Here is a 21555-nt window from a genome sequence, read left to right on the forward strand (position 1 = left end):
CCTCAAGGCACTTTTGCACTTGATTTCTTCCTCTCATGTCCTTAAAACTTTCCGCCAAGACACTTTTGGGCATGAATTCTTTCTTTGGATTCCTTGAGACTCTCCATCAAGACACTTTTGAGCATAAATTCCTCCTCTCATGTCCTTAAAACGCTTCCTCTCACTCAACCTTACAGATTATACTTCCCACTCATCAAGTGAGTTGATAGTATACGTCGGCTGTACTTCTTTCTCTCGCAGGATTTCTTTAGTCGTGACGCCGGTATGGACAAGCAGCGTATCAAGCCCTGCATTGATGCCAGCTAAGATGTCCGTGTCGTAATTATCCCCGACCATCAGCGTTTTCTCCTTCGGAACGCCGAGTACTTCCTGGGCTTGTTCCATGATGATGGATTCAGGTTTTCCAATGAAAATTGGTTGTGTTTGTGTGGAAACCGTAATAACAGACGTCAGTGATCCGTTTCCAGGCAGCAATCCTCTTTCTGTTGGTATCGCAATATCTCCATTTGTGGAAATAAAGGTAGCGCCATTTCTCACCCCAAGACATGCCAGCGCCAGTTTTTCATAATTGATACTGCGATCGATCCCGACCACCACGAAGTCAGGTTTCTCGTCAACGATCCGAAGCCCTTTTTCCTCCAATGCCGACCTGATGCCTTCTTCCCCAATTACATATGCAGTTGCATCCTGTTTTCTTTCAGAGATGAAGTTGGCTGTTGCCATGGAAGTCGTAAACACTTGGTTCGGTTCTGCAGGGATATCAAAGTCCCTTAGTTTCGCTGCAACCTTCTCAGGCGTCGCTGAGGAGTTATTGGTTACGAAAAGGTATGGCAGCCCTTTTTGAATCAGACGGTTCACAAAGTCCCCCGCTTCCTCAATTTTTTCTGTGCCCCGGTACATCGTTCCATCGAGATCGATTAAGTATCCTTGATAATCTTTCATAGTAACCTCCAGCTATGCTCAATTCAATAATTAGCATCTATATTATGTTAATTCTGTGTTTGTATAAGGGTGTTCTCGTATAGATTGTTGTTTTCGGAAAAATCCCAAGAGCTGGGTTCTTCCCCTGGTTACAAGTTTTTTCTCTCTGAACAGCTCTTTCCCCATCCTTGGCGGGAGACTAATTCCTGAATGCAGAAACCGGTCCTAGTTCATTTGTCAGGTATTCTCTGATATGTCCAGGAAACAGGCGCAGAGATTCCATATTGTCCGTCAGGATTTTCTCAACTGCTTCATGGTCGACTTGTGTATACTCCTGTACGACCATCTTTCGGAAGCCGATGACGTTTTTCAAGCTATGTTCCATTTCTGCCGTAATTACTTTTTCGTCCAGTAGAATATCGATAATATCCTCATAACTTCCCGGATCTCGCATGATAAAGCCATCTATCATTGCATTTCCTGTGTCCAGAATGGACTCAATTAAAGTGTGTGCAATCCGTTCCACCGCCAGTTGCTCTACTGGGGTGTTCCAACCATCACTGGATTGAAACAAATCCATTTGTTTTTCCATATATAGTAGAATTTCCTCGATTTTTTCCCTGTCAACAAAATACATCAGCAGCACCTCGCCTTTTGTCTGGACCATTCTTTTGACCATTGTTGCTTTATTATCCCGGCGGCAATCAATGCAAAAGACAGCCTGTTTTAGTTTTCAACTTATAGTGTAACATATTCCTGCAAAATTCCTCTCCATAATACTACCAGCATGAGATTCCTTCTTCTTCACATACTAAAAAATATCGGAGGTGGCTATATGTTTTTTAATAAGGAAAAACGCACCCTTGATAAAGAGGAAGAAGTTTACTCGGATTTCTCCAATGTTGAAACCATGAGAAATTTCATCGTACCTGAACAAACACCCGAAGGTCCATACGGGGCACCCCGAGGGAAATATACACCCGTGGAAAATAAGTCCACTCCTTGGCGGGAAGGACAGCGCTACTACAGTGCTTTCAACTATGAATTTAAATCCCTGCATCAGGATATCCCAAGGCAGGACCCCGGATCGCACCCTATTCATGCCGATCCGGAACGGAACGAAGAGCCCCCGTATTAGGAAAACAAATAAAAAAAGCCGGCATCCCTTTATGGGAATCTGTCGGCTTTACCACGTTAAAGCACTAAGAGGGACAGTCCACGGGTGTTGATTAACCATAATATGTAAAACAACCTAGATAATTAGACAAAAAAACCCACTCTCCTTTAAAATGATTGTTACCTCTAACAAAACCAAAAAGGAGAGTGGGTTCATTGACTAACTTTAACAAATTATCAGAGGTTCTTCAAACTATCATTACAGATGAAGAAGTGGCAAATCTTTGCGAGAAGTGGGGCTATGAAGATACAGCTAGGAAGTTATCTGCCCACGATTTGATACACTTTTTTATTATTTCCTCTGCGAAAAAATGGGAAGGTTTTCGAGATGCCGAGACGAAATTGCCAAAGGAAAAAAGTTTACCTTCCGTAGATCACTCTACCCTTGCCAAAAAAGCTCAGAGTGTCCCTTATCAAATCCTTCAAGAACTATTCTCCCGTATTGTAGACCGCTTAGGACGTAGAGTTCGTCGAGCCCTTTTCAAACCCTTTAAGCTATTTGCCGTTGATTCCACCACCATTACTTTCCAACACCCAGATATGAGCTGGGCGGGGTATACACGTACCCGCCATGCGATTCGGCTGCATACAAAATTTGATGTAGAGGATAGTCAACCTACTCAAGTAGTCCAGACAACTGGACGACACCACGATGTCATGGTAGCACCCAAACTCTATGAAAATTTAGAACCTCTCTCCATCATCACAGCTGATAGAGGCTATGCACGCACAAAAGATTTTCAAAAGTTACATGAACACGAACAGTTCTTTGTGATTAGAGTCGCAAACTTCTTCTCCCTCTCGGAAGAGACGGAACACAGTGTTCCACTTGATGAATATGGTCGTATTAAAAAAGATGTGACAGCCCTTATCGGAAAAGAATCCCGAAAGACAGACACTCGCTTTAGACTAGTTACATTCACGGACAACGAAGGAAATGAAATAAGAGTGGCAACGAACCTTATGATGATGTCGCCAGAAGACATTGCTTACATCTACAAGCTTAGGTGGCAAATCGAGTTGTTTTTCCGCTGGATAAAAGGAAATTTAGACCTTTCCAACCTATTCGGAAATTCCCCAAACGCTGTGTATAGCCAAGTTTTTGGCACTCTTATCAGTTATTTTATATTACGTAGTATTTATAATGAGACAAAAAAAGAGTGGGCTATCTTATATAATTACACCTTCATTGAGTTTACCCGTCGTTATATGGCACACACCCTGCCTGTGGAGGTAAGGTGTGCCATTAAATCGCTTTTTAAACGAAGGGGAAGTCTGTGTCAATCAATTGGAAAAATATAGCTAATCAACACCCGTGAGGGACAGTCCCTCTTAGTGCTTTAAAGGGATAAAGTCATTACTTTGTCTTTTTGACGACAAAGTAAGGACATCCGAAATTGCAGTATTCTAATAAATAATCTTTAATCGTCGTGATTTTAGTATCAAAGGTCGCCTTTTGATTTTGATCATCAAAGAATCCCTTCAGGCGAAGCTGACCATAACCCCAGTCACCGAGAATGTAATCATATTTGTTTAAAATATCACTGTAGCGTGCACGAAAGGCTTCCTCATTGAATCCATCCCGGAATTCCTCAACTACTTCATAACACACATTATTGACGCAAACCATCTTTACTTCACCTTCTTTCATAAACGAACGATTTCCATTTTTATACAAAGCTGTTTTCATGTTGAAGCGCAGGGTATCGATTTACTTCTGTTCACCTAACCTGTGCTGCAGAAAACAACTAAAAAACCACTCATTTAAATTATAACTGATTGTCCATTAATTACTAAGAGAAAAATACAATTCTCCTGGTCATTCTAACAAATGAGGAGGTGTTTAAATTGAATAAGAAAATACTTGCAGCGGGTGTCATCAGCTTTTCACTTTTGGGAGCAGGGTGCGCGGATGACCTTGCCTCTGACGGCGATGAAATTTTTCATGACAGCGGTAACTCCATTAACATTGGTGAAGATGAAGATATTTACAGGGAAGTGGAAAATAGTGAACATGCACGGGGCGAACAATTTGGCTATGTAAGACATCAGAAGAGTCCTATTGAAGGAAGAGCCATTTCCACTGATGATATGTATACAATAGACCGAGAAAAAGTTGCCGACTCCATTAGCAAAATGAGCGTCACAATTCCACAAGTAGAGGACGCATCCACTCTTGTGACAGATGAAGAAGTGTTAGTTGCTTATAAAACCGATGTGAAAGATAAAGACCTTCGTTTTGAAGTGGCAGACCAAGTTAAGAAGTCGGCATTATCCGTCGTTCCGCGCTGGTACCATGTGTATGTGACTGACGACCCTAGCTTGATGCAGAACGTCGAAAACCTTGCTTCAATGGATACAGATATGGCCAATGTCAACACAGCCATTGATGATACAATCAACCTCATGCTCCAGGATTCACCGCAAGGACGGGAGATTGATGCAGGAGAAAACGCCAACGGTGAAATGTACGATGAGATGGATGAAATGAGCGAAGATGATGTTCACCGCATCAACCGTGACAGACAAAAACGATATGACAATACAGGTCATGACAATATGACTGATTAATAAAAGGACTGATCCTTCTGGCTGGGATCAGTCCTTTCTCATCAATACTAATTATGCTTTTTGTACTTGAGCTTCTCCCATTTCCTGTTTAGCTTTCGCAGCAGCGTTAACCTGCTCGTCTGCATGGTAGGAAGAACGGACAAGCGGACCAGCTTCACAGTGGCTGAAGCCTTTTTCCATCGCAATTTTGCGAAGCTCCGCAAACTCATCCGGATGGTAATATTTTTGTACTTTCAAATGTTTTTTTGATGGCTGCAGGTATTGACCGATTGCCATGATATCTACATTTGCAGCTCTCAGATCATCCATTGTTTCAATGATTTCCTCTTTTGTTTCGCCAAGGCCTACCATGATGCTGGACTTCGTCGGAATTTCCGGCTGAAGGTCCTTCGCACGAGAAAGGAATTCCAGTGTACGGTCATAAGTCGCGCGCGCCCTAACTCTCGGAGTTAAACGGCGAACCGTTTCAACATTGTAGTTCATGATATCCGGCTTGGCATCCATCAACGTTTTGATGTTATCAAACACTCCGCCCATATCGGATGGAAGCACTTCAATCGTTGTAAATGGATTTTTTCTGCGGATTGCTCTGACTGTCTCGGCAAATACAGCAGAACCGCCATCTTTCAAGTCATCGCGGGCAACAGCCGTAACAACCACGTGCTTCAGGTTCATCAATTGAACTGAATCTGCCACGCGCTCCGGTTCAGCTAAATCCAATTCATTTGGAAGACCCGTTTTAACAGCACAGAAACGGCATGCACGCGTACAAACGTCACCAAGGATCATGAATGTGGCAGTTCTTCTTGTACCCCAGCATTCATGAATATTCGGGCAGCGTGCCTCTTCACATACAGTATGAAGATTTTTCTCACGCATCATTTTCTTAAGGCCCATATAATTATCGTTCGTATTCAGCTTAATTTTAAGCCAATCGGGCTTACGGATATGCTCTTCTTTTTTACTCATAATTTCATCTCCATTCATTGAAGTCACTGTCTAATGCAAACAGAGTGAAACGCTAATAAAAGCGAATGCAACTGATATATGTAAAAAAATATTACAAGTAAAACAACGTGTTCCTTAGTCACTTTATCACACTAAAAAAGGGAAGACAAGCATTGGATTCGGGGATTACCATTAATTGATATTTATGAAAACGAAAGACTGTAACACAATAATGATAGGACTTTAAGGAACGCTCTTTTTCTTAACATTGATAATCAGATTCTGCTGGTTTTAATCTCCATTTCCGGCACCCGAACTTCACTCCGTCATTAGAAGACAAGTGAAAAAATCTGTGAGGATGGGAAGTTTCAGAAATTCCATCAGAAAGTTAGTTGCATTTGTTTAAGCTAAGAGCGCAATTGTTTTATACAACAATACGGGATAGGAAAATTCACTACGAAAAACGGCTCGACGGAAAGGTGGAACTAATTTTGTTTAAAAAAATTATCGCCCTTATTATATGCAGCTTTTTTCTAGGCTCCTTTGACATACATGCCCAGGCAGCCGGCGAAGAAGAACATTTGCAGGAAAGGATGGAACTTTTCAAGAAGATGGAGGCGGCAACCCAGATTCCTTGGTATTACTTGGCTGCAGTGGATCAATACGAACGCAGCCTCCGCTTTTCAAGGAAAGATTTACCTAAACCAGAGAATCCCATCTCGATCTACTTTCCTGCATCCGAGTGGGCAGGTCCCCTGAACCCTAACCCGGAAGATAATAATCCCAAGACGATTACATTCTTTGAGGGAATCGGTGTCGATGGTAACAGCGATGGAATTGCCGACCGCAATAATGACGAGGACGTTTTGGCCGCTTTCGCTCACCATATCCTGAATTATGGAATCGATAAAGATAATTTCAGGATTGCTTTGTGGAACTATTACAAACGGGATAAAACCGTCAGCATGATCATGGGCAAGGCCAAACTTTATAAAACTTACGGCCATCTCGATCTTGGAGGAAAATCATTCCCTCTCCCAATGCGATTTAATTACAGCTATAAAAATACATGGGGTGACGCACGGGGCTGGGGTGGCAGAAGGATTCATGAAGGAACAGATATCTTTGCCGACTATGGAGTGCCAGTCAGGTCTACATGCTACGGCATCATCGAAATGAAAGGCTGGAACCGCTATGGAGGCTGGAGAATCGGAATACGTGATATCAATAATACTTATCACTACTTTGCCCATCTAAGCGGCTTTGCAAAGGACTTAGAAGTCGGTCAAACCGTTGAGCCGGGTATGCTTATAGGAGGTGTCGGCAGTTCCGGATACGGACCTCCCGGAACATCGGGGAAATTCCCTCCACACCTTCATTATGGAATGTACAAAGACAACGGATACACAGAATGGTCATTTGATCCCTATCCATATTTAAGAGTATGGGAAAGACAAGAACGCCAGAAAAAAAGATGATGGGTTTGTTGATACCAGGTACCTTCTAGTGTTGAGCCTGGCTCAAATTCACCTTGCCATAACAAAAAGGAGCTCCGGGAAATCCCAGGAGCTCTTTTTACTTATTTTGATTTTTTTATTGCGTTGAGGATGCTGCCTGCCAAGCCGCCCCAAATGATTATCATACCAAGAATCATCATGAAAATAGCACTGCCTGTCATATTAGCTTACCTCCTTATAACTTTCAGCTTCTGTTTTTGCATGCCAGCGTTTGAACATAAGAGCTACCCCTGCAAGAATGGCGAAACCTGCTACAAACCAACCGCCGAATAAGATGAAGCCATCAGAATATCCTTCGTAGTTTCCGTTAGCAGTATCAAACTCCTTGAACAAATTCTTCTTGAATAAACCAAACATCATGTAACCAAGGACGATTGGTGTGATTACTCCAAGACAAACTTTCCACCAGCCGCCAAGACGGAGGTCAGAAGTCAGGTTAGCATGCTCCTGGAATGTGTTTAGCTTGCGCAGGAACCATGCAATTGCCACTACTTCGACAAGGCCGACGAACGCTACACCAAACTGGTTGATGAAGTAATCCGCTGCATCGAGGAAGAATAATCCACCTTGTGTAGCAAACAGGATGGAAATTAAAGCTGCTGCCCCGCCTCCGAATGCAACTGCTTTGTTACGGGAGATACCAAACTTTTCAGATAAACCTGCAACATATGTTTCTGTAATTGAGATCAAGGAAGACAAACCGGCCAATACTAATGAAGCGAAGAATAGGAATCCAAACAATCCATTTAAAGCCGGGAATTCATTGATGATCTGCGGGAATACAACGAACGCAAGTCCGACGCCGCCGCTTACAACTTCTTCAACAGAAACTCCTTGAGCATTAGCCATGAAGCCAAGTGCTGCGAAAACCCCGATACCTGCCAGCAATTCAAATCCGGAGTTACTGAAACCAGTGATGAATGCATTGTTTGTAACATCAGATTTCTTTGGAAGGTAACTTGAATACGTAATCATAATAGCGAATGCAATGGATAAACTGAAGAAAATCTGACCGTATGCTGCCATCCATACACTTGGCTCCATGATCAAATCGAAATTCGGTTTGAAGAATGTATTCAAACCATCCAGTGCACCCGGTAAAGTGACTGCACGCACAACGATGATCAAGAATAGGACAACAAGGGCAGGGATAAAGATTTTGTTTGCGACTTCAATACCTTTTTTAACCCCTTTGAAAAGCACACCCAGCGTAACGGCCCACACAAGTATTAATGGTACAAATACACCCATAACAAGACTTCCTGTTTGTCCAGGCGCTTCTGCAAGTTTCAGGTAGTCACCAAAAAGGAACCCTTGCGTGTCGTCTCCCCAGCTTTGGTTAAACGCGAATACACTGTAAGACATTGCCCACGCGATGATAACTGCGTAGTAAGTAGAGATGACGAATGAAACAAATACAGCCCACCAGCCGATCCATTCCGTTTTCCTGCTCATACGGAAAAATGATAATGGCGCAGACCCTCTGTACTTATGGCCCAGAGTGAACTCAAGGACTAACAGCGGAATACCTGCAGTGAGCAAAGCAAATAAATAAGGAATGAAAAATGCCCCTCCACCGTTCTCATATGCTACTGCAGGGAAACGCCAGATGTTTCCTAGTCCGATTGCCGAACCGACCGCTGCCAGAATAAATCCGGCCCTCGTACCCCATTGTGCACGATTTTCCATGATAATTCCCTCCTGAAATCATTGGTAAATGTTAGTATTTTCAGATTATTTAGATAATCCGATAAAGACAGTATAGCTAGTATTAGGACGAATGTCAAAGCATTATTTTATTTTTCTTTTTTTTCTTTTTCACGCTTGAAATACTGTTCTGTAGCAGTGTAATTTCCAGAAAAAGTATTGTGAGATAGTTTTTCCGCGCTTGAAGAATTTGTTGATGAATTTTTATCATATTTTCTCTTTCTACATAAATCTTCAAAAAAATAAGAGAGAAAACCCACTAAACGGGTTCTCTCTCTTATCAAGTATAGATTTAGTTTCCTGCCGCTGAGCCGGCTGTCCTTTTACCGAAAAGCGCAAACAGAACGAGCAGGATAATTGTTGCACCAAGCCCGATTAACGTACTGCCTGTCAGTCCAAGGGCAAGGAAGCCGACTGCCGCGATTATAGCTCCAGTGATGGCATAAGGAAGCTGCGTTATGACGTGGTCGATATGATTGCTTCCCGCACCTGTAGACGACAGGATTGATGTATCCGAAATCGGAGAACAGTGGTCGCCGAATACAGAGCCGGCTAGGACTGCTGCCATTGCAGGCAGCAAGATGCTTACATCCGTAGCAGCTGCAATTTCTCCGGCAATCGGAAGCAGGATACCAAACGAACCCCAAGAGGTTCCGGTAGCAAAGGCCATGATTCCTGCAACAAGGAACATGATGACCGGAAGAAGTCCAATGTTCAGGTTGGATTGTTCTACAATGCCAGCCAAGTACTCACCTGTTTGCAGTGAACCGATCAACGTGACGATCGTCCAGGCAAAGATGAGAATGTAAACAGCAGGAAGCATCGATTTGATTCCTTCCATAAAACCAAGTCCAAGAGCTTTTCCATTGATTGCTTTTGAAGAAGGCATTTGTCTGAAAAAGAAAATCAGTGCTGTTGCCAGTCCAATCAATCCACCATATACCAATGATGTAGAAACATCTGTGTTTTCCAGGATCAGCAGTAGAGAAGCCTCTCCTTCAACAGCTTGATATCCTGTCCAAAGCATTGCACCAACTGTACCGACAACTAATGCGATAATCGGCCAGATCAAGTCACCGACCGTTCCTTTATCACTAACTGGCAGATCATTTTTCAATTCACCTGGAATATCTTTTGCAGGATCATACACTTCTCCAGTATTGATTGCACGCAGTTCATGTTCACGCATTTTACCGAATTCAATACCTCTGTAGGAAGTAATGAACACCAGTCCTATTGCGGCCCAGACATAAAGGTTCATAGGAATGATTTGCATGAAAGCCGAGAAAGCTGTATATCCAGTGATCGCATGGTCTGCCAGGATTCCGCCGATAAGTGCAATGATAAACGCACCCCAGCTGGAGATTGGTGAAACGACACATATCGGAGCAGACGTTGAGTCAATAAGGTATGCCAATTTGGCCCTTGAAATCTTATGACGGTCTGTAATCGGCCTGGAAACCTGTCCAACTGCCAATGCATTGAAATAGTCATCGATAAATATGATAATACCTAATACTGCAGTCAAAATCTGTGCACCAGTTCTGGTTTTCACACGTTTCATTGCCCATTCACCGAAAGCTCTGCTGCCCCCGGAAATGTTTACGAAAGCGGTAATCACACCAAGAAGCAGTAGGAACAAGATAATATAGACGTTCCATGTGTTGAGTTCTCCACCGTCCACGAAGATGCCTTTAAACGCATCCCAGATAGTCGTAAGAGTTTTGCCAATCGAGAACTCGGCAAGAAGCAATGCTGCCGAAACAATCCCCACACCAAGTGACAGCAGAACCCGTCTTGTCAGGATAACCATCAGGATGGCTAAAAGGGGTGGCAATAATGAATAAATAGTGTTTTCCATTTTTTCTCCTCCTATAGTTGATAGGGAGGGAATACTCGCAGAATGATTGAAGAAAATAAAAAAAGGCAATAATAGAGAATCCTATTATTACCTTTTGTAATATAGTCATTTCTCCATCTCGATCTGTAGCTCCCCATTATAATCTTGTATAAGACTTATAATGACAGTGTTACCCTTTTTCAAGGTAACCCCAGCAGAAATGGACTCTGACCAATCCATTCCTGCTTCGGCACATATCCCCTTTCAACCAAGATCACAGTTGTCATTCTCACTTGGTTTACTAATGAACAGGTGCAGCCTCTACCCCATCGGATTTAGATGATTGTAGTAAATATTATATTCACTAGATTAATATATCAGGAATACGTGCTGCTGACAAGAACAATTTGTTCATTTCCGTGTATTTCCACCAATTAATTCAGTGGTACCTCAATAGATGGAGCAGATTCACCGCCGCTGTTAAAAAATTGCGGTACTTCGCCTTCCATCAATCCCATGGCCACCAGTATATCCTGCTGGATTGTCTCTGTCTGTGTAGCAAATGGAATGATGATTTGAACATCCACTTTGATATGAATATATACCTTTACCAAGGCGTTGTTAATGCCGAATTCCTGGACGTCGGTCTTTACATCTGATACAACATCCCCGATTGCATTAAAACGTATAGGAATCTTCGGGCCCAAGTTCCCTAAAAGTGCATTGTTCGTAGCCTGCCCAATTGGAACCGAAAAGATGATCCCATCCTCTTCTGTGCCTTCCTCAATTTCAACCTCGGTTAAAAACTCCAGATCTCTTAAGTTTCCCCGCTCAGCATCTTTTAAGTTTAACTGTACAAGATTTACAATTTCATTTTGAACACGGTTTATGATCTCTGTATTAAATTGTCTGTAACTTTTTCCCCCAGCTGACTCCATCTCTTGTGTGACTTCATTAATGTCCATTACATTCGCAATCTTTTTACTGACCGCTTTATTGATTACCAGTGTACCAATCTTGCTTGTCTGCGTTTCAGCATAACTCATCAACGTGGGCTTCAACCCTTTATTGATAATCCATATTCCTCCAGCGGTTGAAAACATAAAGAATACAAACGTCAATAGAAAAACATATCGAAAAGGCAGCGGTCCTCTTCGGGGTTTATATTTTTTATTTTTAATCAAAAAAATCCCCCCTTACAAGCTATATGTATGCTTGTAAGAGGAGGATTAGCGCAACAAAATTCAATTGACTTCCATCAACTTGCTCTCAAACTCTGGATCGAAACCCGTGATGGTCACATCAAGGCTGACACCGAGGTCAAGCGTATAAGGCACAGTCCGTTCTTCTTCGGCTTCAGCGATAATACGCAGAACCGGTCGGTGGGTTAAACCTTTATTCTGCCTCTCCACAATCCCTCTTCGCCCGTCACTAAGGACGACCACCATCCCGTTTGGATAAATGGCCACCGATTTCCGGAAAGCTTGGATGACACTTGCATCAAACAGTGTGCCCGAACCGGCATACAGGACTTCAAGAGCTTCGTGCGGCAGCATGGCATCACGGTAAACTCGGTTGGAAGTCAAGGCATCAAAGACATCAGCTACTGCTATGATTTTTGCAAAAGGATGGATTTCATCTCCTTTAATCCCTCGCGGATAACCTGACCCGTCAAGGCGTTCATGATGCTGAAAAGCGCAATGGGCGACAAGCAGGGATACATTATGTAACTGTCTCAAGATCTCAAAGCCGTACTCTGTATGCTTTTCCACTTCTTTAAATTCTTCAAAGGTCAGTTTTCCTGGCTTCATTAAGATTTCTTCCGGCACCTTCATTTTGCCGATGTCATGCATGATGGCGCCCAGCCCAAGTGAATCCAGCTGCTTCGCAGGCATGCCGAGCTCAATTCCAGTGGCCAGTGTATAAAGTGTGACATTAAAGGAGTGATGGAATACATAGGAGTCATATGTAAATACATCCGTAAGCAATGTCAACAAATCCTTGCTTCCTTTAATCTCTCTCAAAATGGTATCAATGACTTCCTTGAAACTGGCCGCACTCTGCTCAAGTGCAACAAGATTGTTGGATACAGAGTTCTTTTCCAATTGAGTAAAAGTCGAATCAATTTTTTTGACAGCATCCTGCCTTACCTTTACAGGAACAGAGTCAGAAGCTTCAATCCCTGCTGATAATCCATCTTCTATGTAAACATACTGGATATTCAGTTCTACTAATTTTTCGATCATCCGTGCTGTCACTGACACACCCGACTTAATAAGAGGCTTGCCGCTTACATTATAGACGGTGGAGGCCATGACCATTCCCGGTTTTAACGTCTTAGCTGATATAAATCTCATCGAATTCTCCTATGGACTGCCTTGATTTCGACATTTTTATACTAATATCTTCATTATAATGCATTTTAAGGCATTTTCAAGAGAACCGATTTACTATTTGTCTGAATTTATTTATAATTTTAAATTATCAGTTCTATGTTACGGTGCAAAATTTCCTCAAGTCACATCCAGTATAAACAGAATAGCCTGCACCCCTATGGTACAGGCTTTCTGTTTATATCATTTTTAACAAGGCATCCCTGCCGGACATCCCGGTAGTGATCCCCAATTGTTCTGCTTCATGCGTCACAGACTCCAGCGGGGCATCAATCAGCTGCTGTATCGTCTTGACCCCTACTGCTCTGCCGGCGATGATCTTCCTGTCTTTCAGCTTTGCATTCAGCAAGCCTACATCCAATGCACCGCACATTATATATCCTTTATCGTTTGTAACGACAAGCAGGTTCGTCTTGGGAAGCTGTACCGACACCGCAAGAAAAGTGTGACCTTCTATCTCTATAGGGGAAAGATTCATCAATGTCATCCTCTCCTTTCAACTGTTATGTTATGAAAGAAGCACAGGAGAGGTGAGGGCTCAAAGAGTATTCGTCTCTTTAAGCTTCCAGGTTAAAACATCTCTTAAAAATTCCGGCATGAAATAGTGTTTTTCTGCCCTTTGCAGTTCCGGAAAAAAGTGGCCGAATGTAAACATATCCGTGGTGGCCAACTTATATTCTTGATGAGGATCAATCAGTTTTCCATTAATATAAATATGCTGAATATCCTTCCCAAAATCAATTGAGCTGTAAATGAACTCCCCCATAATCTTTCCGCGAAACCCAAGTCCTTTCACCTGAAGATGATGTAGCTCTTCATCTCTTGTTGCTTTCAACACTTCTTTAAGTTCCGTCCCTGTCAGTGTAATGACACAGGGGTTGATCGGATGAGGAAGTATCCGGTGAATATCAAACCTGGTAACTTCTCCTGCGGGCAGCCCTTCCAATACCAGGCCTGCATTTAGAAATGCACAGTCTGCTTCACACCACTGATGCAGTCCATCCGTCAGCAGCTGAGGAAGTGCTGAAGGCTTGAACCAGTCGGCTGCAAGGTCTTTTTTTAGATAGGCTATCGTGTCATTCAAAAGCTCTTGCCCTTTATCATGCCAGCCTTTAATCTGCAGAGCCTCGTCTTTTGAAACAGGGAGATGGTCCTGTTCATACAGTTGGGCTTTTCTTGATATGATACTTTTGGATTGGACATCAATTTCAATTATAATATGGCCAACATAATTTCCATGTTTCCCACCCGCACCAAGGAGCGTTCCATTCACTTCTTTACCTTCATGAAAGATATGATGAGTATGAGCCCCAAGGATAATATCCACTTCAGGGAACTTCTCAGCGATCCACTCATCATCCCTTATTCCGAGATGAGAAAGAAGCACAACAATGTCCGACTGAGGGGCCAGTTCTTTCAGCCATAAGCTGAGCTGGTCCATCGGTGAGTATATATTCCATCCTAACGGCTTATAAAAAGGGGCAAAATTGGCGGTCAAACCTATGACGCCTATTTTGCATCCTGATTTTGTTTCGTAAATATGATAGGGCTTTGCCCAATGGGGAATTTTTTCATCTTCAGTATATAGATTGGCCAGCAGCACCTCGAAGCCGGCATAGTCGTACAATTCATTCAGTTCCTGATAGGAAAAAGTGATCCCTTCATTATTTCCTATCGTTACCGCATCATACCCTACCTCATTGAGCATTTCCACATTGCCTGTCCCCAAAGTACCTTCAGAGAAAGGATGCCAGCGGTCTACATGATCGCCAATATCAAACAGAAACACATCTTCTTTGGCATCTTGATGCCACTCTTTTCTCTTTTTAAGAAAATCACGGATACGCGGCCAATTCTCAAAATGACTGTGTAAATCGTTTGTATGATAAATATGAATCGTTTCTTTCACTCTTTCACCCTTCTTCCGTTCACATAATCATCCAGTTAACCCTTGATAGACAAGCCTGATGCCAATCAATACCAATATGACCCTGAGGATTGTGACCAGTGCAGCCGACTGCAGCTTTGAATTCAAATAAGCTCCACCCTTTGCACCAAACCAGGCACCCGGTATAATAGCCAATGCATAAAGCCAGTTGATATTCCCTAGATAGATATGTGTTGCCGAACTGACCAATGCTGATAGGAACACCATGAACATCGACGTAGCCACCGCCACATGCGGAGGAAACAGAAAAATCAGGATCATGGCAGGCACCATCAGCGAACCGCCCCCGATACCGAAGAGACCTGACGCAAAACCAACAAAAAAGGCTATCGCTACTCCCAGGGCGGGCGGAAATCCATATGTATACTCTTTTCCTTCAGCGTCCGTGAAATTACGCTGGTAACTGCTTGTTTTAAACGTTTCAATCGGTTTAATTCTATTTCTGATCATCAGTATAAACGAAACGAGGATCATAAAAAAACCAAAATACAAATTGAATGATTCCATATTGAAAGTCCTGTTTACAAGGGCCCCGATAATGGAACCGGGACCCGCACCTATGAAAAATAGCAGGCCGCTCTTGTAGTCCACCGTTTTGTGCTTGATATAGGATAAGGTGGATGAAAGCCCTGTAAAAATCATAATGATCAACGAGGTGCCTACTGCCACTTGAGGGCCTAAATCCTCCAGCAGATTTGTATAGCCTCCAAAATAAACAAGTGCAGGAACGATAATGACTCCTCCGCCTAATCCAACCAGTGCCCCCAAGGCTCCCGCAAACAGTCCGATCAGTACTAAAACTATCCACTCCATGTTGTCATCTCCAAATCAACCACCTAATTTACTTAGCCTGTTTCGGATAACTTGTAACCAAGGGAAAAATCCGGTTTCTTCCCTTGGTTACAAGTTTTTTCCCCTCTATTCAGCCACAACTGTTAAAACAAATCGAGCTGTCTCGGGGCCAGGTCCGTATATTGAATATCCAACATTTCGAGGAATTGTTTCCCATTGTCTGCCGCGTCTCCGCCGGAATTATTGTTGAATACAATATAAATATCCTTCGTTTGCTGTTTTAATATATGAAGCTTCTCTTTCCACTCTGACAGCTCTTTCTCGTTATATCGATATAGATAGCGGACCTCTCTCCAGTCTCCGGCGTTCGGCTTCTGCCACCCATGTACATTTCTCCCATGAAACCGGACAAGCGTCATATCTTCCCGTGTTGCCTGCAAAATGGTCGGAACCGAGCCTTCCCCTGATTGAGGCTCATCACAGATGCTGTGTATCCATCCTTCTTCTCTCATAAACGAAAGGGTTCTTTCCTTGAATTGAGGATAAAACCAGGATTGGTGCCGGAATTCCAATGCGAGAGGCAGGCCCGGCAGCTTCTCTTTGCAGTACCTTAAGTAGTCGACATTCTCCTTTTTGCAGTCAAACCATGGTGGGAACTGAAGGAGCACCATACCCAGCTTACCTGCTTCAATATATGGTTTCAGGGACTCCCTGAATGCCTGGAACATTTCCTCCTTGCTACTGAAAGGAATGTCTCCTCTGTTATGGCCTGTCATCCCTTGATAAGCCTTCACAATGAACTTAAATGATGATGGTGTCTCATTCACCCATTTTTCCGCATTTCGTAATGGCTGGACGGCATAAAAGGTAGAATCCACTTCAACAATCGGGAAATGAGCGGAATACTCTTTCAGCTTATCCCTTTGTGATGTATTGCTATACAGCGAATCATGGTCACCCCAGCCGGTCAATCCGATATATATCAAAACAGCACCCCGTTTCGTCAGTTACTTTTTAAGGTTTTTTACTGCCACTGAGTCCATCTCAGAAATAGGCAATCTTTCTATCGTATGTATAGGGTCTTTACCCGAAATGGTTGTATGTAAAGCAAATATAGATACACTAAACATACCACTGTTGCCGCTGAATGGGCAAACAGTTGGGCTTTATCTGATGCGGTCTTTGCTTTAGTGAGCGGGTGGGCAGCTTCGGCGATTTTGGGGCATTTATCAGCGATCCCTCGGATTTATCGACGACTCGACAAAAAAACGGATGTGACTGGGACCAACTGACACCCTGAAACTAAAAAATCCCGCATACTCAAGGCATGCGGGAAGTGCTGTATTAACCGATGGATCCTTCCATTTCGAACTTGATTAAGCGGTTCATTTCAACCGCGTACTCCATTGGAAGTTCTTTTGTGAATGGCTCGATGAAGCCCATGACGATCATTTCTGTTGCTTCTTCTTCAGAAATACCTCGGCTCATCAAGTAGAACAATTGCTCTTCGGATACTTTTGAAACTTTCGCTTCGTGCTCCAATGAAATGTTGTCATTCAAAATTTCATTGTAAGGGATTGTATCTGAAGTGGATTGGTTATCCATGATCAGCGTATCACACTCAATGTTGGAGCGTGCTCCGTGTGCTTTGCGTCCAAAATGAACGATACCGCGGTAGGTTACTTTACCGCCTTGTTTAGAGATCGATTTAGAAACGATCGTAGAAGAAGTGTTTGGTGCAAGATGAGTCATTTTCGCTCCTGCATCCTGATGCTGGCCTTTTCCTGCCAACGCGATGGAAAGCGTCATACCTCTTGCGCCTTCTCCTTTAAGGATGACGGCAGGGTATTTCATTGTCAGCTTACTTCCGATGTTTCCATCAACCCATTCCATTGTAGCGTTCGCTTCACAGACCGCACGCTTGGTAACAAGGTTGTATACGTTGTTCGCCCAGTTCTGGATCGTCGTATAGCGGCAATAAGCATCTTTTTTGATAATGATTTCAACAACCGCCGAGTGAAGGGAATTTGTCGTGTAGACAGGTGCTGTACAGCCCTCTACATAGTGCACGCTTGCTCCTTCATCAACGATGATAAGCGTACGTTCGAATTGTCCCATATTCTCTGAGTTGATACGGAAATAGGCTTGAAGAGGCGTTTCTACTTTTACCCCTTTTGGCACATAGATGAAAGATCCGCCAGACCAAACTGCTGAATTCAATGCAGAGAACTTGTTGTCTGTAGCAGGGATGACTTTTGCCCAGTGCTCACGGAAAATGTCTTCATTTTCTTTAAGAGCAGAGTCCGTATCTTTGAATACGATTCCCTGAGCTTCCAGGTCTTCCTGCATGTTGTGGTAAACAACCTCGGATTCATACTGTGCAGATACACCAGCAAGATACTTTTGCTCCGCTTCAGGAATTCCAAGTTTATCAAAAGTTTGTTTGATTTCTTCCGGAACTTCATCCCAAGAACGCTCAGATTTCTCAGAAGGCTTAACATAGTAAGTGATTTCATCAAAATTTAATGCGTTCAAGTCTCCGCCCCATTGAGGCATTGGCATGTTATAGAAATGTTCCAATGATTTTAAACGAAAATCAAGCATCCATTGCGGCTCATCCTTCATGCGTGAAATCTCTTCAACGATTTCACGGGTAAGACCGCGTTTCGAACGGAAAATTGATACGTCTTTATCAGAGAAACCGTATTTATAATCTCCGATCTCAGGCATTTTTTTCGCCATGTTGATTCCTCCATTCTAAGTGTGAGTCCTTCAGGGTCACTGCCCTTCCTTGACTCCTTTTTCCATCGCCTTCCAGGCAAGTGTGGCACATTTAATGCGTGCCGGGAATTTTGCCACTCCCTGCAAGGCTTCTATATCACCAAGGTCGATATCTTCATCATAGTCTTTCCCTTGCATCATATTCGAGAAAACTTCAGAAAGCTTCATTGCTGTATCAACGTCTTTTCCAATGATGATCTGGGTCATCATTGAAGCTGAAGCCATTGAAATCGAGCAGCCTTCACCGTCGAACTTGGCATCTGTCACTTTCCCATCTTCCACTTTCATGTGGAGATGGATGCGGTCACCGCAGGTAGGATTGTTCATGTCCACCGTCAAGCTTCCGTCTTCAAGCGCGCCCTTATTGCGAGGGTTTTTATAATGATCCATAATCACCTGTCTGTACAACTGATCTAAATTGTTAAAAGACATCGCTGAAATACTCCTTTGTTTTCACTAGTCCTGAAACAAGCTTATCAATATCTTCTTCTGTATTGTAAATGTAGAAGCTGGCCCGCGCTGTAGCCGACACTTTCAGCCACTTCATTAAAGGCTGGGCACAGTGGTGGCCTGCACGCACGGCAATTCCTTCCGCATCCAATACTGTCGCTACATCATGAGGATGAACATCGTCAATATTGAAAGTGACAAGTCCTGCACGTTTGGCAGGGTCCTTAGTGCCGTAGATGGTCATGCCCTCAACCTCGGACATTTTCTCCATTGCATAAGCAGCTAAGTGGTGCTCGTGTTTTTCAATATGGTCCAAGCCGATTTCTTCGAGAAAATCGATGGCTGCTCCAAGGCCGATAGCTCCCGCAATAATCGGGGTACCGCCTTCAAACTTCCATGGAAGCTCCTTCCAAGTCGACTCGTACATTCCAACAAAATCAATCATCTCTCCGCCGAATTCAACCGGCTCCATGTTTTCAAGGAGATGTTTCTTACCATATAGGACTCCAATACCTGTAGGACCCGCCATCTTATGGCCGGAGAAAGCGAAGAAATCGCAATCAAGATCCTGCACGTCCACCTTCATATGAGGAGCAGCCTGCGCACCATCCACCATCATAATTGCCCCATTATCGTGGGCAACTTTAGTTATCTCTTTGATTGGGTTCATCGTTCCCAATACATTCGAAACCTTCATGATGGATACGATTTTCGTATTGGAGGTTACAGTCTCTTTTACATCTTCAATTGAAATGGTTCCGTCTTCTTGCAGCGGGACATATTTCAATGTTGCCCCAGTTTCTTTGGCTAGCTGCTGCCACGGGATGATATTACTGTGATGCTCCATATGGGAGATTACAATTTCATCCCCTTCACCGACGTTCGCTCTGCCGTAGCTGGCTGCAACTGTATTGATCGCAGTCGTTGTACCGCGGGTAAAGATGATTTCCTCGGTAGAAGCCGCATTGATGAACTTGCGGACCTTCTCACGGGCTCCTTCATACCCGTCTGTCGCCTGTGTCCCAAGAGTGTGGACACCACGGTGGACATTCGAGTTATACTCACGGTAATACTTATCCAATGCTTCTATTACTTGCACAGGTTTTTGTGAAGTCGCTGCACTATCAAGATACACCAATGGATGTCCATTGACTTCCTGATCGAGAATCGGAAAATACTTACGAATCTCTTTGGCATTCATTAATTTACTTTCCTTTCAATTACCTCAACCAGTTGTTTCTTAACTCCTTCAATCGGAAGCTGATTGACAACCGGCGCAAGGAAACCATGAATGACTAGACGTTCTGCTTCATGCTGAGGAATACCGCGGCTCATCAAGTAGTAAAGCTGCAGCGGGTCTACACGTCCAACTGACGCAGCATGTCCAGCTGTTACATCGTCCTCGTCGATTAACAGGATAGGGTTGGCATCTCCGCGAGCTTTTTCACTCAACATAAGAACGCGTGATTCCTGTTCTGCATTGGACTTAGAAGCGCCGTGCTCGATTTTTCCAATGCCGTTGAAGATTGATGATGCTTCATCTTTCATGACACCGTGTTTAAGGATATATCCTTCAGAATTCTTACCGAAGTGAGCGACTTTTGTCGTGAAGTTCTGTTTCTGTTTACCGCGGCCAACCACGACGGTCTTTGTATCAGCGTAAGAACCGTCACCCATAAGGTTGGTTATATTTTCTGAAATCGTATCTCCATCGTTCATTAAGCCAAGAGCCCAGTCGATGCGGGCATCTCTTGCAGCTGTTCCTCTGCGGTTTACATAGGTTGTAATTCCGCTTGCAAGGTTATCTACCGCTCCATACGTTACTTTTGCGTTATTGTTTGCAAATACTTCTGAAACGATATTGTAGATTCCCTGTTCTACGTCTGTTGTAGAAATATAGTTCTCGACATACGTTACTGAGCTGTTGTCATCTGCAACGACCAACACATGGTTGAAAAGAGTTGCATCTGCATTGTCCTGGATATAGACAGCTTGAATCGGCTGTTCCACTTCAACATTTTTAGGTACATAAAGGAATGCACCGCCATTCACCAATGCAGCATGAAGGGCTGTCAGTTTATGTTCATCAACTTTGACGCCTTCCTTCATGAAATACTTCTGTACCAAATCACCATGTTCTTTAACAGCTGTCAGAATGTCTGTGAAAATAACTCCTTTATCTTTTAACTCTTGAGATAGAGTCAGGTATGCAGGAGTATTGTTGCGCTGAACATACAAGTTGTTGTTTGCATTATCTGTATCGATTAATGCCTTTGCAGCTTCAGGAAGCTCGCTTAAGTTCTCATAAGGCTTGCTTTCAACTGTATGCTGCTTAAACTCAGTGAAATTCCACTTAGTGATTTTTGTTTTATCAGGTTTAGGAAGCTCCAATTCCCCAGCTTTTGTTAAAGCTTGAGCACGAAGGTCAGAAAACCACTCGGGTTCTCCCAGACCTTTTGAAAAGGAGTCCAAATATTCCTTTTCTACTGGTAGTTTCGTTTCTACAGTCAT

General features: G+C 43.3%; 21 protein-coding genes and 1 riboswitch. Of the genes, 4 read left to right on the forward strand and 17 right to left on the reverse strand.

Annotated elements, in window-relative coordinates; genetic code table 11:
- Positions 1–177 precede the first annotated feature (177 nt).
- Both V1502_RS17395 and hepT read right to left on the reverse strand, forming a co-directional pair.
- Positions 178–942 (reverse strand): TIGR01457 family HAD-type hydrolase, encoded by a 765-nt coding sequence (locus V1502_RS17395; protein WP_409251860.1) that lies wholly within the window; start codon positions 940–942, stop codon positions 178–180.
- A 178-nt stretch (positions 943–1120) separates the two neighbouring features.
- Positions 1121–1558, reverse strand: coding sequence for a type VII toxin-antitoxin system HepT family RNase toxin (hepT, locus tag V1502_RS17400; protein WP_409254381.1), 438 nt, complete (start codon positions 1556–1558; stop codon positions 1121–1123).
- Between the two features lie 198 nt (positions 1559–1756).
- Between hepT and V1502_RS17405 the strand changes: the two genes are divergently transcribed.
- Both V1502_RS17405 and V1502_RS17410 read left to right on the forward strand, forming a co-directional pair.
- Positions 1757–2059: a cytosolic protein gene (locus tag V1502_RS17405; protein ID WP_409251861.1), complete on the forward strand. Its 303-nt coding sequence runs from the start codon at positions 1757–1759 to the stop codon at positions 2057–2059.
- A gap of 185 nt (positions 2060–2244) precedes the next feature.
- Positions 2245–3399 carry an IS4 family transposase gene (locus V1502_RS17410; protein WP_409251862.1) on the forward strand — a complete coding sequence of 385 codons (1155 nt, stop codon included), beginning with the start codon at positions 2245–2247 and terminating at the stop codon, positions 3397–3399.
- Positions 3400–3454: 55 nt separating this feature from the next.
- On the opposite strand, the gene V1502_RS17415 is transcribed toward V1502_RS17410, so the two are convergent.
- Positions 3455–3727, reverse strand: coding sequence for a YutD family protein (locus V1502_RS17415; RefSeq protein ID WP_409254382.1), 273 nt, complete (start codon positions 3725–3727; stop codon positions 3455–3457).
- A 209-nt stretch (positions 3728–3936) separates the two neighbouring features.
- Here V1502_RS17415 and V1502_RS17420 point away from each other — a divergent pair, with 209 nt between their 5' ends.
- Positions 3937–4668: a YhcN/YlaJ family sporulation lipoprotein gene (locus V1502_RS17420; RefSeq protein ID WP_409251863.1), complete on the forward strand. Its 732-nt coding sequence runs from the start codon at positions 3937–3939 to the stop codon at positions 4666–4668.
- A 51-nt stretch (positions 4669–4719) separates the two neighbouring features.
- Here the strand turns inward: V1502_RS17420 and lipA are convergent, their stop codons facing one another.
- Positions 4720–5637, reverse strand: a complete 918-nt coding sequence (gene lipA / locus V1502_RS17425) for a lipoyl synthase (protein WP_409251864.1) — start codon at positions 5635–5637, stop codon at positions 4720–4722.
- A 485-nt stretch (positions 5638–6122) separates the two neighbouring features.
- Here lipA and V1502_RS17430 point away from each other — a divergent pair, with 485 nt between their 5' ends.
- Positions 6123–7094, forward strand: a complete 972-nt coding sequence (locus tag V1502_RS17430; protein ID WP_409254383.1) for a M23 family metallopeptidase — start codon at positions 6123–6125, stop codon at positions 7092–7094.
- Positions 7095–7195: 101 nt separating this feature from the next.
- Here V1502_RS17430 and V1502_RS17435 read toward each other — a convergent pair whose 3' ends face one another.
- The 13 genes from V1502_RS17435 to sufD all read right to left on the reverse strand — a co-directional run bounded on the left by V1502_RS17435 (position 7196) and on the right by sufD (position 21555).
- Complete coding sequence (locus V1502_RS17435; protein ID WP_409251865.1) at positions 7196–7294, reverse strand: methionine/alanine import family NSS transporter small subunit; 99 nt, start codon at positions 7292–7294, stop codon at positions 7196–7198.
- 1 nt (position 7295) lies between these two features.
- Entirely contained in the window at positions 7296–8822 is a 1527-nt protein-coding gene (locus V1502_RS17440; protein ID WP_409251866.1) for a sodium-dependent transporter, read from the reverse strand.
- A gap of 310 nt (positions 8823–9132) precedes the next feature.
- Positions 9133–10701, reverse strand: a complete 1569-nt coding sequence (locus V1502_RS17445) for a Na+/H+ antiporter NhaC family protein (RefSeq protein ID WP_409251867.1) — start codon at positions 10699–10701, stop codon at positions 9133–9135.
- 118 nt (positions 10702–10819) lie between these two features.
- Positions 10820–11012, reverse strand: a riboswitch (Lysine riboswitch).
- 102 nt (positions 11013–11114) lie between these two features.
- Positions 11115–11864: a sporulation protein YunB gene (yunB, locus tag V1502_RS17450; RefSeq protein WP_409251868.1), complete on the reverse strand. Its 750-nt coding sequence runs from the start codon at positions 11862–11864 to the stop codon at positions 11115–11117.
- Positions 11865–11924: 60 nt separating this feature from the next.
- Entirely contained in the window at positions 11925–13037 is a 1113-nt protein-coding gene (locus tag V1502_RS17455) for an HD-GYP domain-containing protein (protein WP_409251869.1), read from the reverse strand.
- Between the two features lie 214 nt (positions 13038–13251).
- Positions 13252–13554 carry a YunC family protein gene (locus V1502_RS17460; RefSeq protein ID WP_409251870.1) on the reverse strand — a complete coding sequence of 101 codons (303 nt, stop codon included), beginning with the start codon at positions 13552–13554 and terminating at the stop codon, positions 13252–13254.
- A 57-nt stretch (positions 13555–13611) separates the two neighbouring features.
- On the reverse strand, positions 13612–14982 hold the full coding sequence (locus V1502_RS17465) for a bifunctional metallophosphatase/5'-nucleotidase (RefSeq protein ID WP_409251871.1): 1371 nt from the start codon (positions 14980–14982) through the stop codon (positions 13612–13614).
- A gap of 27 nt (positions 14983–15009) precedes the next feature.
- A complete protein-coding gene (locus V1502_RS17470) occupies positions 15010–15834 on the reverse strand; it encodes a sulfite exporter TauE/SafE family protein (protein WP_409251872.1) in 825 nt (274 codons plus the stop codon).
- 122 nt (positions 15835–15956) lie between these two features.
- Complete coding sequence (locus V1502_RS17475) at positions 15957–16799, reverse strand: DUF72 domain-containing protein (RefSeq protein ID WP_409251873.1); 843 nt, start codon at positions 16797–16799, stop codon at positions 15957–15959.
- Positions 16800–17157: 358 nt separating this feature from the next.
- The gene (gene sufB / locus V1502_RS17480; protein WP_409251874.1) at positions 17158–18555 is read right to left on the reverse strand and encodes a Fe-S cluster assembly protein SufB; all 1398 of its coding nucleotides are present in this window, start codon (positions 18553–18555) and stop codon (positions 17158–17160) included.
- A gap of 36 nt (positions 18556–18591) precedes the next feature.
- Entirely contained in the window at positions 18592–19026 is a 435-nt protein-coding gene (sufU, locus tag V1502_RS17485) for a Fe-S cluster assembly sulfur transfer protein SufU (protein WP_409251875.1), read from the reverse strand.
- Positions 19016–20245: a cysteine desulfurase gene (locus V1502_RS17490; RefSeq protein WP_409251876.1), complete on the reverse strand. Its 1230-nt coding sequence runs from the start codon at positions 20243–20245 to the stop codon at positions 19016–19018. Before V1502_RS17490 ends, sufU begins: the two co-directional genes overlap by 11 nt.
- Complete coding sequence (sufD, locus tag V1502_RS17495; RefSeq protein ID WP_409251877.1) at positions 20245–21555, reverse strand: Fe-S cluster assembly protein SufD; 1311 nt, start codon at positions 21553–21555, stop codon at positions 20245–20247. Before sufD ends, V1502_RS17490 begins: the two co-directional genes overlap by 1 nt.

It is taken from the genome of Rossellomorea sedimentorum (genome assembly GCF_046237645.1).
GTDB classification, from domain to species: domain Bacteria; phylum Bacillota; class Bacilli; order Bacillales; family Bacillaceae_B; genus Rossellomorea; species Rossellomorea sedimentorum.

Bases quoted from the DNA above. Each gene is read 5' to 3' on its own strand.
- V1502_RS17395 (WP_409251860.1), bottom strand. From the start codon at position 942: ATGAAAGATTATCAAGGATACTTAATCGATCTCGATGGAACGATGTAC.
- hepT (WP_409254381.1), bottom strand. From the start codon at position 1,558: ATGTATTTTGTTGACAGGGAAAAAATCGAGGAAATTCTACTATATATG.
- V1502_RS17405 (WP_409251861.1), top strand. From the start codon at position 1,757: ATGTTTTTTAATAAGGAAAAACGCACCCTTGATAAAGAGGAAGAAGTT.
- V1502_RS17415 (WP_409254382.1), bottom strand. From the start codon at position 3,727: ATGGTTTGCGTCAATAATGTGTGTTATGAAGTAGTTGAGGAATTCCGG.
- lipA (WP_409251864.1), bottom strand. From the start codon at position 5,637: ATGAGTAAAAAAGAAGAGCATATCCGTAAGCCCGATTGGCTTAAAATT.
- V1502_RS17435 (WP_409251865.1), bottom strand. From the start codon at position 7,294: ATGACAGGCAGTGCTATTTTCATGATGATTCTTGGTATGATAATCATT.
- V1502_RS17440 (WP_409251866.1), bottom strand. From the start codon at position 8,822: ATGGAAAATCGTGCACAATGGGGTACGAGGGCCGGATTTATTCTGGCA.
- V1502_RS17445 (WP_409251867.1), bottom strand. From the start codon at position 10,701: ATGGAAAACACTATTTATTCATTATTGCCACCCCTTTTAGCCATCCTG.
- V1502_RS17455 (WP_409251869.1), bottom strand. From the start codon at position 13,037: ATGAGATTTATATCAGCTAAGACGTTAAAACCGGGAATGGTCATGGCC.
- V1502_RS17470 (WP_409251872.1), bottom strand. From the start codon at position 15,834: ATGGAGTGGATAGTTTTAGTACTGATCGGACTGTTTGCGGGAGCCTTG.
- sufB (WP_409251874.1), bottom strand. From the start codon at position 18,555: ATGGCGAAAAAAATGCCTGAGATCGGAGATTATAAATACGGTTTCTCT.
- sufU (WP_409251875.1), bottom strand. From the start codon at position 19,026: ATGTCTTTTAACAATTTAGATCAGTTGTACAGACAGGTGATTATGGAT.
- V1502_RS17490 (WP_409251876.1), bottom strand. From the start codon at position 20,245: ATGAATGCCAAAGAGATTCGTAAGTATTTTCCGATTCTCGATCAGGAA.
- sufD (WP_409251877.1), bottom strand. From the start codon at position 21,555: ATGACTGTAGAAACGAAACTACCAGTAGAAAAGGAATATTTGGACTCC.